This window comes from Paenibacillus sp. GL_099_B (assembly GCF_057835695.1).
In genome coordinates this window covers 2,701,249-2,714,402 of sequence record NZ_CM174430.1, presented here as the reverse complement: position 1 = coordinate 2,714,402, position 13,154 = coordinate 2,701,249, and the positions used below count along the sequence as shown (strand labels likewise).

13 protein-coding genes are annotated in these 13,154 nt (G+C 47.8%); 2 read left to right on the top strand and 11 right to left on the bottom strand.

The genetic code is table 11. The features are described from left to right. Positions 1-6: 6 nt before the first annotated feature. From AC3ITG_RS12785 to pepF, 7 genes are all read right to left on the bottom strand, one after another. Positions 7-732, bottom strand: a complete 726-nt coding sequence (locus tag AC3ITG_RS12785) for a LutC/YkgG family protein (protein WP_489253921.1) — start codon at positions 730-732, stop codon at positions 7-9. Beyond that, entirely contained in the window at positions 722-2,239 is a 1,518-nt protein-coding gene (locus tag AC3ITG_RS12780; RefSeq protein WP_413377837.1) for a LutB/LldF family L-lactate oxidation iron-sulfur protein, read from the bottom strand. The genes AC3ITG_RS12785 and AC3ITG_RS12780 overlap by 11 nt, the downstream gene beginning before the upstream one ends. Further along, positions 2,236-2,964 carry a (Fe-S)-binding protein gene (locus AC3ITG_RS12775; RefSeq protein ID WP_413377835.1) on the bottom strand — a complete coding sequence of 243 codons (729 nt, stop codon included), beginning with the start codon at positions 2,962-2,964 and terminating at the stop codon, positions 2,236-2,238. The genes AC3ITG_RS12780 and AC3ITG_RS12775 overlap by 4 nt, the downstream gene beginning before the upstream one ends. A gap of 74 nt (positions 2,965-3,038) precedes the next feature. Further along, positions 3,039-3,800: a DeoR/GlpR family DNA-binding transcription regulator gene (locus AC3ITG_RS12770; protein WP_489253920.1), complete on the bottom strand. Its 762-nt coding sequence runs from the start codon at positions 3,798-3,800 to the stop codon at positions 3,039-3,041. A gap of 1 nt (position 3,801) precedes the next feature. After that, complete coding sequence (locus AC3ITG_RS12765) at positions 3,802-5,295, bottom strand: rhamnulokinase (RefSeq protein ID WP_489253919.1); 1,494 nt, start codon at positions 5,293-5,295, stop codon at positions 3,802-3,804. 240 nt (positions 5,296-5,535) lie between these two features. Further along, positions 5,536-6,051, bottom strand: a complete 516-nt coding sequence (locus tag AC3ITG_RS12760) for a DUF2500 domain-containing protein (protein WP_413377829.1) — start codon at positions 6,049-6,051, stop codon at positions 5,536-5,538. Positions 6,052-6,160: 109 nt separating this feature from the next. Continuing rightward, positions 6,161-7,963 (bottom strand): oligoendopeptidase F, encoded by a 1,803-nt coding sequence (pepF, locus tag AC3ITG_RS12755; protein WP_489253918.1) that lies wholly within the window; start codon positions 7,961-7,963, stop codon positions 6,161-6,163. A 549-nt stretch (positions 7,964-8,512) separates the two neighbouring features. On the opposite strand from pepF, the gene AC3ITG_RS12750 reads away from it, so the two are divergent. Together AC3ITG_RS12750 and AC3ITG_RS12745 are read left to right on the top strand one after the other, a co-directional pair. Further along, positions 8,513-8,833 carry a transposase gene (locus tag AC3ITG_RS12750; RefSeq protein WP_489253917.1) on the top strand — a complete coding sequence of 107 codons (321 nt, stop codon included), beginning with the start codon at positions 8,513-8,515 and terminating at the stop codon, positions 8,831-8,833. Then, positions 8,830-9,693: an IS3 family transposase gene (locus AC3ITG_RS12745; protein ID WP_489254457.1), complete on the top strand. Its 864-nt coding sequence runs from the start codon at positions 8,830-8,832 to the stop codon at positions 9,691-9,693. The genes AC3ITG_RS12750 and AC3ITG_RS12745 overlap by 4 nt, the downstream gene beginning before the upstream one ends. Before the next feature lie 71 nt (positions 9,694-9,764). Here the strand turns inward: AC3ITG_RS12745 and AC3ITG_RS12740 are convergent, their stop codons facing one another. The 4 genes from AC3ITG_RS12740 to AC3ITG_RS12725 form a co-directional block, all read right to left on the bottom strand. Next, a complete protein-coding gene (locus AC3ITG_RS12740; protein WP_413377825.1) occupies positions 9,765-10,124 on the bottom strand; it encodes a winged helix-turn-helix transcriptional regulator in 360 nt (119 codons plus the stop codon). Between the two features lie 284 nt (positions 10,125-10,408). Continuing rightward, complete coding sequence (gene hxlB / locus AC3ITG_RS12735; protein WP_489253916.1) at positions 10,409-10,972, bottom strand: 6-phospho-3-hexuloisomerase; 564 nt, start codon at positions 10,970-10,972, stop codon at positions 10,409-10,411. 5 nt (positions 10,973-10,977) lie between these two features. Next, positions 10,978-11,610, bottom strand: coding sequence for a 3-hexulose-6-phosphate synthase (hxlA, locus tag AC3ITG_RS12730; protein WP_062324534.1), 633 nt, complete (start codon positions 11,608-11,610; stop codon positions 10,978-10,980). 403 nt (positions 11,611-12,013) lie between these two features. After that, positions 12,014-13,096 (bottom strand): lactonase family protein, encoded by a 1,083-nt coding sequence (locus AC3ITG_RS12725; RefSeq protein ID WP_489253915.1) that lies wholly within the window; start codon positions 13,094-13,096, stop codon positions 12,014-12,016. Positions 13,097-13,154 lie beyond the last annotated feature (58 nt).

The following is a 13,154-nucleotide window of genomic DNA, read 5'->3' as shown; positions in this document are numbered from 1 at the left end:
ATGCAGTTACCCCATAATAAGACCATATACAATCCCCGGCCCATGTACCCCAATCGTCAAATCATTTTCAATATCAGAAGAACGACTAGGACCGGAAATAAAATGAATGCCTGCCGGAAGATTCTCTCTTCCCGCTTCATCGAAGCGATCAAGCGTTTCACCAAGTCTGGTGTAGAGCCGTTCAATTGGAATAATAATGATGAGTACGGTGGGCAATAGACTAACTGAGCGTCCCTTTTCTGGCGAAGAAAGCACCGTGACGGAACCCGTATATGCTGTGGCATAATCCGCCATCACTACACCGATATCTGCCTCGGCTGCCCGTGCCTTCCAGTTCTCCTCTGTTTGGCTGTTCCATACAGAAATCTGCACATCGGGAAGTTGCTCTTCCAATCCAAGATCCGTCAGCGCCTGTTCATTCTGACGTATGATATATTTCGCACTCAATTCATGAGATTTATTAGCAATAAAGTCCGAAGCTTCGCTAATGTCTCTTACCCGCGCAATATGAGCACCTACACTCACAAAATTATCAGTGAATGCCTGTATGCGCTTATCGATGTCCCACTCCAAATCCGTCCAGAACGCGGGTGCACCGCGAAAAGGTTGAGTCGGAGCATGGGTCTGCCGTGGTCTTCTCAATTTGGAGGCGATTTCATTCATAAAATGCTCCTGCTTCGCACGGGACTTCTTCTCCAATTGCTCCAGCCATTCCTGATGTTCAGTGTTCATGTTGGCCACCGCCCCCCTCACGCTCACGAAGAATCCGTTCCATTCGGTCCCTAACGGAAGAATCCATCTCTTTCTTCTCCTGATTCAGCTCCTGATCCAGCTTGTTCCATTGCTGCCGGAAGGAACGCTTCGCGAGGCTTGGCGCAACCCGATAGCTGTTCCAGCCTTTGAGGGGCCCAAGTTTAAGTGAAATTCCGTTATTCCGCACAACGGCTTTCTGACCAATCTGTCCGAGACGTATAGCCGCACCGAAGCGTTTAGAATTGGATACAACCGCTGCAAAACCTTTCATGCCAGCGCTCTCAAGCTTATTGCCATGGCCCTCTTCCACCTTGCGTCTGCGTAAATATACGAGCATATCATGCAGCGGAATTTTGACCGGACAGGCTTCATAACAGGCTCCGCACAGACTGGATGCACCCGCGATGTCGTTCCATTCATCGATATTGCCATTGAGTGCAGGTGTAAGTACCGCTCCGATCGGTCCGCTGTAGGTTCCACCGTAGGCATGCCCGCCGATATGACGATACACTGGACAAGCGTTCAGACAGGCACCGCAGCGAATACAATTTAAAAGCTCTTGAAATTCGGGATCACCCAACTGAAGTGAACGTCCATTATCCACGATAATAATGTGCATTTCATCTGGCCCGTCCCCGTCTTCTGTTCGGCGAGGGCCGGTAATGCCTGACATATACATCGTCAATTTTTGACCTGTCGCGGAGCGTGGGAGTAGAGTCGCCATCACCTCGAGATCCGTCCAGGATGGAATGATACGCTCCATGCCCATTAAGGTAATCTGTGTTTTTGGCACAGTGGATACCATGCGGGCATTGCCTTCATTTTCAAATAGGACCATGGAACCCGTCTCCGCAATGGCAAAATTGCAGCCGGTCATGCCAATATCGGCTTCAAGAAACTTCTCACGCAGTTTTTTGCGTACAAATCCAGCAAGTACGGTGGTGTCCGGTTCCAGAGTTTCACCCGCTTCCTTGGATAACAGGTCCGCAATCTGGTAACGGTTCTTGTGGATAGCCGGAATGACGATATGAGATGGGGCTTCACCCGCCAATTGAATAATGTATTCACCCAGATCGGTCTCTATCGCTTCAATGCCTGCGGATTCCAATACATGGTTGAGATGTACTTCCTCGGACACCATGGACTTGGATTTCACCACGGTTGAAGCCTGCTTGTGAGCCGCAATATCAAGTGCAATCGCTGCTGCCTCTACCGAAGTATCCGCAAAATGAATATGAACCCCATTGGCACGTGCATTATTGACGAATTCATTCAGATAATAATCCAGATGTGCGATCGTATGCAGACGAATCTGACGTCCACGTTCGCGCCATTCTTCCCAGTTGCCATGTTCTTCGGATGCGGACTTCTTGCCATTACGCAATCGCTCTGTCGTAAACTTGACGGCTTTCCGCAGGAAGTCATCATTCAAAGCCAGTTCTGCACGTTCTTTGACGGTAACATCCATTACACCGGGTTGACTCATCCTGTTTGCACCCCCTCATACAGCAGTTCGGCCAAATGCATCACTCGCACTGGTTCATTCCTATACCGCAGGTTACCTGCGATATTCATCAGACAAGCCATATCCAGTCCTACCAATACTTCAGCTTCCGTCTCTTTGATGTGATCTACCTTTTCTGTGACCATGGCACCAGATATATCCGGCATTTTGATAGCAAAGGTACCGCCAAAGCCGCAGCAATCCTCTCCGTAAGGAAGGGGAACAAATTCTAAACCTTTTACTGCCGAAAGTAATGCCATAGGCTCATCCTTTACGCCTAATAAACGGCTGCCATGACAGGAGGGATGGTATGTAACCTTATGCGGAAAATGTGCACCCAAATCCGTGATGCCAAGCACCTGAACCAGAAACTGCGTGAATTCGTAGGCTTTGGTTTCCAAACGTTTAGCCTTCTCCAGCCATACAGGTTCATCGACAAACAGCTCGGGATAATGATGAATCATGTACGTACAGGAGCCGGAGGGACAGACGACAAAATCACTATCATCAAAGGCTTCCAGAATCGTTTTGGCGGCTACCCGTGTCTCATCCCAATACCCGCTGTTGTAGGAAGGCTGACCGCAGCAGGTCTGCACGGGCGGGAAATCCAACCGAACGCCATGAGCGGCGAGCAATCTCACCATCGCCTCCCCCACACGGGGATATATAGCATCGCTGAGGCAGGTAATGAATAAGGAGACCTTCATGATTACACGCTCCTATAACTGATGAATTGTTGTTTTAACACATATAAGTATCGAATATCGTATCGTTTATCGTTTTATACCCTTGTGATTGAGATATCATAGCTGTTCAGACGTTCTATCAAATCATCATCAAGCGACTGATCTGTGATCACCGCATGAACCGCATTTAACCCGGTTACCCGGGCAAATGCACGAACCCCAAACTTGCTCGTATCTGCAAGTAAAATGACCTGGTCGGATATGCCGACCATTTTCTGCTTCAACCGTGCCTGAAGCTCATTGGATTCACTGATTCCGCCGCCTTCCAGATGCACACCTTTACAAGACAGGAATAATTTATCGACATGATATGTCTCCAGAGAACGTTCGGCGAGCGGTCCAACAAAAGACAGCGATCTCTGAGCCAGCTGGCCCCCAGTCGAGATGACTTCAATCTTGTCCCTGCTGCTCAGTTCAGTGGCTACCTGTATAGAGTTGGTCAATACAGTCAGTGGCATATCCGGCATATTGGCCGCCATGTAGCCTGCTGTTGTGCTGGCATCCAGTAGAATTCGATCACCCGGATGAATCATGGATAGAGCCGCTTGGGCAATTCTTTTCTTTTCCTCAGCATGTGTTGTTTCCCTTACCCGGTAAGGGATCTCCGGCTGCTCTTCCTTCACGCTGACAGCGCCGCCATGGGAACGACGCAGTCGCCCTGCCTGCTCCAGCCGGTCCAGATCTCGCCGAATGGTCTCTTCTGTTACCCGGCAGTGCTCACTAAGCTCGGATACACGCATGCTGCCCTTAACATTAACCATCTCCACAATCCGGTCATAGCGCTCCGCTGCCAGCATGTTACACCTCGCTCCCGGCTTGTGATTTGGGCGAAGCCGTCAACCTTTGGAATCTACCATAGGCCTCTTCCCAGATTGGTCTGTCCTTTGGTTCATAATCAGTAACTGAGAATGAATCACGAATGACCTTGCGGGCTTCCCATATATCCTTAAAAGCTCCGCTTGCCATCCACTGTACAGCCATGTTCCCGATCGCACTACCTTCTGCTGGCCCCGCCCATACCGGTTTGCCAATAGAATTGGCTGTCCACTGACATAACAGGCGATTCTGAATGCCACCACCGACCATATGCAATCCATTAAAAGACTGTCTGGACAGTTGTTCTGTCCATTCCAGCACTCTCCGATACTTCAGTGCAAGGCTCTCTAGAATGGAACGGGCAATGGCCCCCTGATCTTGCGGCTCAGCCTGCCCTGTATCACGGCAATATTGTTGTATACGAGAGGTCATATCCCCTGCTGGCATAAACCGCTCATCATCGGGATCAAATAGACTCGCAAATGGAGGAGCAAGTTCCGCCCTGCTCAGTAACTCCGCATAGCTGATCCCCTGTCCCTTCCGTTCCCATTCACGCATGCATTCTTGCAAAATCCACAGGCCCATAATGTTCTTGAGCAAACGGAACGTACCACCTGCCCCACCCTCATTCGTAAAGTTCAGCCCCAGACTCTCGGAACTGATGACGGGGTGATCAATCTCCGTGCCCATAAGTGACCAGGTTCCACAGCTCAGGTAAGCAAATGAACGCTCTGTTGCCGGAACAGCCACGACCGCTGAACCTGTGTCATGCTCTGCAACAGCAATAACCGGAATGGCAGACAAGCCAAGATCACTGCAAATGCTGCTGCGCAGCTGTCCCACACGAGTACCTGGCATGACCGCATCTCCAAACAGTGTCTCCGAAATACCGATATGTGCAAGCAGTTCACCGTCCCAATGCCCTGTGGTTGGATTGTATAGCTGTGTTGTGGTGGCGTTGGTAAACTCATTCACCGCTTCACCGGTCAGAAAGTAACGAAGCAGATCGGGGATCATGAGTAAACGCTCCGCTTCGTTAAGCAGTGGGGAGCCTTTCCGCTTAAGCGTAGCCAACTGGTACAGTGTGTTAAAGCTAAGAAACTGGATGCCCGTACGTTCGAATATTCGCTGAGAGGTCAATTCCTTACGCACCTGATCCATCATGCCGTTAAACTGTGCATCACGGTAATGATATGGATTGCCCAACAATTCACCATGACTCCCAAGCAGTCCAAAATCAACCGCCCAGGAATCAATCCCCAGACTTTCAGGCTGCTCTCCTTTTTGTTTAACAAGGTTCAGCCCTTCCAGCAATTCATGGTGCAGCCTCAATATATCCCAGTGCAGCCGCTCCCCCGCTTTTACCGGTTCATTCTTGAACCGATGGATCTCCATCGTTTCCATTCCCCGATCATTCAGATGACCCAGCAGTGCTCTCCCGCTTCCAGCACCCAAATCATACGCCAGCACACTCACCGCTCTTCACCAGCCCTTCATCCCATACTATATTTCGCCCTTGAATATTTCTTGATTTCATTGATGACTGCTCTGTACTTTATTCTTTATTTTTTTGTTTGTTTATTTTTGTTTTATACTGTTTAGCTTTATTTTACGAGTATATCATCATTGTAAGCGTTTGAATACCCTGTGATTGGTTTCTTTTACCCATACCAAAAACGACTCTCTCCACTCGGGAGGAGCCGCCTTCCTGTTATTTCACGTATAAAAGCTGTTTTTGCTAACACCGGACTGGGGCTGCACATCTCTTTCAAAATGCTTAAACCTTGTCCCCTGATACGTCAGCATGCCTCGGTCATGTTCCACAAGCATACCGTAGTCACTCCCATCGACATTCAGTTCTACCCGTTCACCGTTGTCGAGCTCAAATGTAATGTAATAGTAGGTGGAAGCACTGCTGTCCCCTGATCCTCCACTAACTCTCGTTCGCTTTGCCACAATCGTTGAATGCAAGGTTAACAGCGCTGATGCATTATTCGATGACCATGTGCGTACCCCTGAAATAATGGCATAAACAATGACACCAGCAATGATGAGAAAAACGCCACCGATAAAAATGGATCCAAACGCACTCATTGCACCAAACTCATTGAATCCAGCAAAAAAACCACCCTGATTGCCCTCAAATCCCGGAACATCATTCATGTCATCAAAAATACCGAAGCCATCCATGCTTAACCAGCCCAGTGATGAAGATATGCTCAATGACGTCATTCATCATCGTTCCCTTCTCCCTGCAAATTAAGATGCACCGCCCCCCTGCCAAGGAGACGGTGCACGTAGACAACCCTACAAGCCTTGTCCGTATACTATATGAACCTGATTACGAATACAGACGTTCAAGTTCATCGACCAGACTACCAACATAGGCCACAGCAGCACGAATCGGCTCTGGCCCAGACATGTCCACACCCGCAAGCTTCATCAGCTCTTGCGGATCAAGGCTTCCTCCCGCTTTCAATGCGTCAAGCCAGCGGTCTACGGCAGGCTGCCCCTCTTCCCGAATCAGCTGTGCAGCAGCGGTAGATGCCGTCAGACCTGCTGCATAGGTATATGGATACAATCCCATATAATAATGAGGTTGTCTCATCCAGGTCAGTTTCGCCCCTTCGTCAATAACCAATTCAGGCCCCCAGAACTCGGAGAGGATGTTGCCTTTCAGCTGACTTAACGTCTTCGCTGTGATAGGTTCATCCTTGGTTGCGAGTGCGTACACCTGACGCTGCAATTCACCTTCAAGCAGATGCGTAACAAAGTTATGGTAGTACGTATTGAGCAATTGCAAAATGACCCAACGACGCATTCTCGGATTATCAGAACGTTTCAACAAATGATCTGCCAGCAGCATTTCATTCATTGTTGAAGGCGCCTCTATGAAATAGAGGGACGGTCGTGTATTCGTAAGACGTTGGTAATGCCCGGCAAGCATGAAATGTCCAGCATGTCCCACTTCATGGGCAAGTGTAAATGCTCCGCGCATATTGTTTGCCCATGAGATCAGGATATAGGAATGAGAACCATATATGGACGAACAAAAAGCTCCTGTCGATTTGCCCGCATTATCTGCGTAATCTACCCACCGCTCACTAAATGCACGTTCCACAATGTCGCCATATTCCGGTCCCATCACGGCAAGAGCTTCACGAATGAGCGTGCAGGCTTCCTCATATGTAATGGCAGGGCTGAATTCAGGGTCCAGTGGTGCTTTCAGATCACAGAACATCAGCTTGTCCAGACCTAACTCACGTTTCTTGAGAGCTGCCAGTCTGCGCATATGAGGTGCAAGTTCCTGCTGGATGATGTCAAGTACATTGTTATACATCTCTTTGCTTACCTGCTGCGGGCTGAGCAGCATATCCGTTACATCATCATATCCACGCAGCCTGGACATGACGACCTGCTTCTTCACTTCGGTTGCGTAACCTTCAGCAAACGTATTTTTGTAATCGTTCAGCTTGGAGCTGAATGCAGCATACGCAGAGCGGCGCAGCTTTGTATCCGATGACATTTCATAATTGTTCTCATAGAATGACCAGGACAGCGGGCGATTATTGTCATCGCCATCAAGTGCATCGTCGAACGTCATGTCTGCCAGTTTACCGCGCAGATAGATCCGATATGGCGAATCCAGTACTTCCCCAAGCGAAGCGAGTACTTTCTCCGTTTCGGGCGAAAGACGATGTGCCTTTTCCTGAATTAGACGATCCAGACTGCGGGCATACGGCTGCAAACCCGGAAGTTCTTCAATATAACGTTTAACCGTTCCGTCGGGAAGATTCACGATCTCGGAATTCACAAAAGACAAGGACGACGACAAATTCGATAAGATGTCTCCCGCCTTGGCTGAATTTTCAATATTCGCGGGATTGGTACTGTCCTCCGACTGTTTCAGCCGGGCATATGAAGCCGTTTTGCTAATGCGTTCCTGCAAAGCTTCGCGGGCATCCAGACAGGCGAGCAACTGCTCAGGGCCTTCGCCCAGATGTCCTTTGAATGTTTCAATATGGGCAGCAGCTTCAGGCAGTGATCTAAGCTCCTGCTCCCACTCTGCGTCAGTCCCAAACAAGTCTCGCAAGTCCCAGGTAGTCTCTTGGTTTACTTCATCGCGTGTACGTATTTTTTCCATCGTTAAATGTCCTCCTCCTTGCATTTCCAATATCTCTCATCGTATCATATTCGGAGCATTTATACCTTACATATCCTAAAATGAGCCTTTTGGTTCAGGGGGTTCACAACCAAGTTGAAAATTTAGTTTGCTCGCGTCACTCCGCCGGCAGAATAACCTTCCGATCGCTGTTATCCCCAGATTTTTTGATCCCTTTTTAAAGGGGAAATCCGGGGATAAAGGCGAACGCTTCGCTTCTTCAGGCTATTTCTGCCTTCTACGTTCTCGTGTGAACGTTTAGTTCAATCCAACTTAAGGGGGAGAATCCAGGGATAAAGGCAAAGCGCATGCTTATGATGTAGTTTTCTTTCAGAAAGCTTTTAGCTCTACTTCTTCAAGCCATTTCTGCCCGCTTCGTTTGGAGTAAACTGTTGGTACACTGACCAAAATTTAAAAATATATAAAAACCGCCGGGTAATGGAAGTATGGTATTATCCCCTTTAAGTAGACACTTAAAAAAACCTTCATGTTATCATGGGGGTTCAAGTGACACTTGGAGGGGATATTTTTATGGCGAAAAAAGGGCAAACATTTCAGACGTATACCGAAGAATTCAAATTGAATGCAGTTAGATCATATGTCGAAGGTTCTTCAAGTTACAAGACGGTTGCTGAGCGCGAGGGGATTCGAAATTGTTCACAACTGAAGGTGTGGGTGAAAAAGTGGAAAAACGGGGAAGCGTTCGATGAGCGAAAAAACGGTGTGCCCAATCCACTGAAGGGGCGTCCCCGTACAGCCTTTGGCAGCGTGGAGGAAGAACGAGACTATCTTCAAGCACAGGTGGATTATTTAAAAAAGCGGTATCCAAATCTAGTAAAGGAGAAGCGCTGAGCCAACGGGAGAACTACAATATCCTAGATGAACTGCGCTGCTTGCATGGCATTACACGTCTATTAACGATTGCAGGAATACCCCGATCCAGCTACTACAAATGGCGAGCAACCCAGCCGCAGCGAGACGCAAGACAAGACCGTGACCGTGAGATCAAAGAACACATGATGGATATTCATTTTACAAACCGAGAGTTTGGTTATCCTCGCATGACAACGGCGTTGTGGGAGGCTGGTCTGAACGTCAATCACAAGAAAGTATGGCGAATCATGCGGGAACTATCGATCCAATCGGTGATTCGCAAAAAGCGGAAGAAGTCCAGCTACACGCCATCTGTCATCTATCCGAATCGCCTGAAGCGCCAATTTCATGCGACAGCACCCCAGCAAAAAATGGTGACGGATATTACCTATATTTCGGATGGGAATGCATTTGTTTACCTGTCCGTGATTCAAGACTTGTTCAACAACGAGATTGTAGCTTGGCAGTTGTCTAAACGAAACGATGTTCAGCTCGTATTGGATACGGTGGAACAATGGACACAAAAAAGAGACGTTTCAGAAGCCGTGCTCCATTCGGATCAGGGCTTCCAATACACGTCTCAGGCGTACAACACACGATTAGAAGCATTCGGCATTAAGGGCAGCCACTCTCGCAAAGCAACCTGCCTGGATAACGCATGCATCGAATCCTTCTTTTCGCATCTCAAGACAGAGAAGCTGTACCTTAACCAGTGTAATTCAGAGGCAGAGATTCGACAAGCCGTGGAAGATTATATGTACAATTACAACTACCGACGCTTTCAAGCCAAACTCAAACAGCGCGCACCGATTGAATATCGATGCGCACTGGCAGCATAGCTTTTTTCATCTGTCTACTTGACAGGGGTATGACCAGTATCCATTACCCGGCGGTTCGTTTTAACTTAAATTTATTCTGATTTCCAAATCACATTTTCACCATAGTTCTTGCCCCAATCATACATGGCATGCAGAACCGGCATCAGACTTTGACCATGATCGGTCAGTGTATATTCCACACGAGGAGGTACTTCTGCATACACCTTGCGCTCAATTAGCTTGTCTTCCTCCAGCTCACGCAACTGGTTGGTCAGCATCTTTTGGGTAATATGAGGAATTAATCGCTTCAATTCACTGAAACGTTTGGTGCCTTCAAGACCCAGATGCCATAAAATAATCAGTTTCCATTTGCCGCCAATAACAGCAAGGGTCAATTCTTTCTCACAGTTGATCTCTTTCAAGTTGATGCGTTCCTTGACTTCGGCTGCCATGGCTCCGAGCCCCCTTTTCTTCCAATCAATCTTATATCGCTAAAATGCATTTCGCATATCACAAGAACACTCCGCAACAGGAGAACTTGCCGCTCCCTTGTATCATATAACGGGTTCATTGGTTCGATACAGCTTGTATACATTCTACTACAGCACGACCCTGATGTTAAGCAGACCCGAATTAGACTACAGACAACGATAGCAGAAAAGACCGGCACTCCCTCTCGTTTGAGGGAATTCCGGTCTTCCATCTATTCTAATTCATAAAGTTTATGACATATGGACTATTCCAGGTTGGCATGACGTCCAAACATGTCTGCGCCAGACATATTCTTCATTTCCATCATGGTGAGCACCAGTGCATCCATGCTCAGCAGTAGCCCCTGTTCAAACAAGGAGCCCATCGGCTGAATGGTCACTGCTGCTCCGGCGGTCGCCGTATCCTCTTTGGCGGATGCCGGAAGACGAACGACAGTGTCCGCCAGTTGTCCGATCGTGGACTCGGGCTTAATCGTAATCAGACCTACAGGTGCACCTGCTTTACTGGCCTTCTGAGCCATCGCTGCCAGACTGCCTGTCTCCCCTGAGCCTGAGCATAATAAGAGGAAGTCTTTCGGAGAGATCCCTGGCGTAACGGTCTCTCCAACTACATATACCCGAAGACCCATCTGCATCAATCTCATGGCAAAGGCCTTTCCCATCAGACCGGATCGGCCTGCTCCTGCTACAAAAACCTGTTCGGCAGCCAGAATATGTTCCGCCATGGCCTGCATCTCCGAGTCGTCGATCTGGCTCAGCGTACGTTCCAGCTCCTTCAAGATGTCCACTGCGTATTGTCGGCTGCTCATCTGTCTTACCCTTGTTGAACCAAACGTTGCATCTCAGCTGCAACTTTAGCTTTGTCTGCTTGTCCAGTGATACCGCCACCCACAATGACCAGATCCGGTTGTGCTTTGATCACTTCTGGCAATGTTTCCAGCTTAATCCCACCAGCTACAGCAGTCTTCGCGTTTTTCACAGCGCGTTTGATTGTTTGCAGATCTTCGAACGGGCTTTGTCCTTCAGCTTGCAGGTCATAACCTGTGTGTACACAGATGTAATCTACGCCAAGCGAATCAACTTCACGAGCACGCTGTTCAAGATTAGGCACGTTGATCATGTCCACAAGAACTTGTTTGTTTTGTTTCTTCGCTTCTGCTACTGCACCTTTGATCGTACTATCATTCGTTGCCCCAAGCACAGTGATCAGATCCGCACCAGCTTCAGCTGCTTTCATGATTTCATAACCACCAGCGTCCATAATTTTAAGGTCTGCAAGAACTTGCAGATTAGGGAATGCTTCTTTCATCGCTTTTACCGCGTGCAAACCTTCATTAATAACGATTGGCGTACCAATCTCAACGATATCGATATATTGTTCAACTTCTTTAACAAGTGCAATACCTTCAGGGATGTTTACCAAGTCCAATGCCAATTGCAATTTCACGATTCATTTCTCCTTTGTTGTTCGAGTACGAGTATATCCTGAAAAGGATGTTAAAATATTTAGCCTGCACCGTTCAGCCAGTTCAGATGCATGCAATGTTTGTCATGGCTACTCATTCATTGTAGAACCTGACTATCTATTAAGGAAGTACGCACTTTGAAGTCAGGTAGTTACTTGCACGATACTATTGATTGAATTACATTGTTATATGAACCGAATACCTGAAAATAAGTTTTCATTCACAATCCACATATGAGGTGATCTGCAAATCCCTGTGCTCTTCTCATCAAAAAAGACCCCGCCACAAGGACAGGATCTTTCCAAAGTTTCAGGTCAACAAGATCATACATATTGATCCCGAAATCTAATTCAAACCTCTCGGTGAATCATTCAAATCCAGGTTTTACAGATAAACAGGCTTCACGCATACCGGCTTGGATACACCTGTGCTGTGACCTGTGTATTTCAGACGTCCGCTCTCCTGATCCACTGTAAAGGAAACGATATTGTTTGTATCACGGTTAGCTGCAATCAGCAGTTTGCCATTCGGAGTCAATGCAAAGTGACGTGGGTGTTCACCCTCAGCAGATACATGCTCAACCAGTTTCAAATGTCCTGTTTCAGCGTCTACTGCAAATACCACGATGCTGTCATGCCCACGGTTCGAACCGTATACGAAACGACCATCGTTTGATACGGCGATTTCAGCTGTTGTGTTCTCACTGCCGTCATAGCCATCAGGCAATGTGGACACGGTGGAAACTTCTGTCAACGTACCTGCTGCTGCATCATAACGGAAAGACGTAATGGAGGAATCCACTTCGTTAATGACATAGGCGAATTGACCATTCGGATGGAATGCCAGATGACGAGGTCCTGCACCTGGATGTGTTTTGGTTTCACTGTGCAGTACGAGTTCATTCTTGTCTGCATCAATGGAGTAGATTGCGATTTTGTCCGCACCCAGATCCTGTACCATCATGTATTTGCCATCCGGGCTGAAGAATGCAGAATGCACATGTGGCTTGTCCTGACGCTCAGGGTGCGCACCTTTGCCTTCATGTTTCTTCTCATCCAGAAGTGCTCCAACTTCACCGTTATCTGTCAAGGCTTGCAGTCCTACCAGACCACCATGGTAGCTGGACAGGATCAAGTAACGTCCTGAAGGATCACGTTGGATATGACATGGTGGAGCCGAAATGGAGTCATGACGATTCAGCAATGACAATTTTCCTGTAGAAGGATCAATGCTCAGAGCTACAGCTTCAGACATTTTATTGCCTTCGGCAGACGCCGTTTCACCGATCGCATACAGTTTGTTACCTTCAGTATCCACGTTTACAAACGTTGGATTTTTCACGCCGGAGATGCCATCAAGCTTGGAGAGGTTACCTGTATCCTCATTCAATTCATATGCGTAAATGCCCTCATTTTCCGTTTCGGCATAAGAGCCGACCAATACGAGCAAGCGTTTTGATTCACTCATTACAGTTTCCTCCTCTATGTGTATGTAATCTGGTTGCACCTCTTCTATAATAAATCTG

What these genes read in the sequence shown, in the direction of transcription:
- AC3ITG_RS12780 (WP_413377837.1), bottom strand. Translation starts at nt 2,239, where the DNA reads ATGAGTCAACCCGGTGTAATGGATGTTACCGTCAAAGAACGTGCAGAA.
- AC3ITG_RS12740 (WP_413377825.1), bottom strand. Translation starts at nt 10,124, where the DNA reads ATGGCAGCCGAAGTCAAGGAACGCATCAACTTGAAAGAGATCAACTGT.
- AC3ITG_RS12725 (WP_489253915.1), bottom strand. Translation starts at nt 13,096, where the DNA reads ATGAGTGAATCAAAACGCTTGCTCGTATTGGTCGGCTCTTATGCCGAA.
- AC3ITG_RS12775 (WP_413377835.1), bottom strand. Translation starts at nt 2,964, where the DNA reads ATGAAGGTCTCCTTATTCATTACCTGCCTCAGCGATGCTATATATCCC.
- pepF (WP_489253918.1), bottom strand. Translation starts at nt 7,963, where the DNA reads ATGGAAAAAATACGTACACGCGATGAAGTAAACCAAGAGACTACCTGG.
- AC3ITG_RS12785 (WP_489253921.1), bottom strand. Translation starts at nt 732, where the DNA reads ATGAACACTGAACATCAGGAATGGCTGGAGCAATTGGAGAAGAAGTCC.
- AC3ITG_RS12760 (WP_413377829.1), bottom strand. Translation starts at nt 6,051, where the DNA reads ATGACGTCATTGAGCATATCTTCATCACTGGGCTGGTTAAGCATGGAT.
- AC3ITG_RS12770 (WP_489253920.1), bottom strand. Translation starts at nt 3,800, where the DNA reads ATGCTGGCAGCGGAGCGCTATGACCGGATTGTGGAGATGGTTAATGTT.
- AC3ITG_RS12750 (WP_489253917.1), top strand. Translation starts at nt 8,513, where the DNA reads ATGGCGAAAAAAGGGCAAACATTTCAGACGTATACCGAAGAATTCAAA.
- hxlB (WP_489253916.1), bottom strand. Translation starts at nt 10,972, where the DNA reads ATGAGCAGCCGACAATACGCAGTGGACATCTTGAAGGAGCTGGAACGT.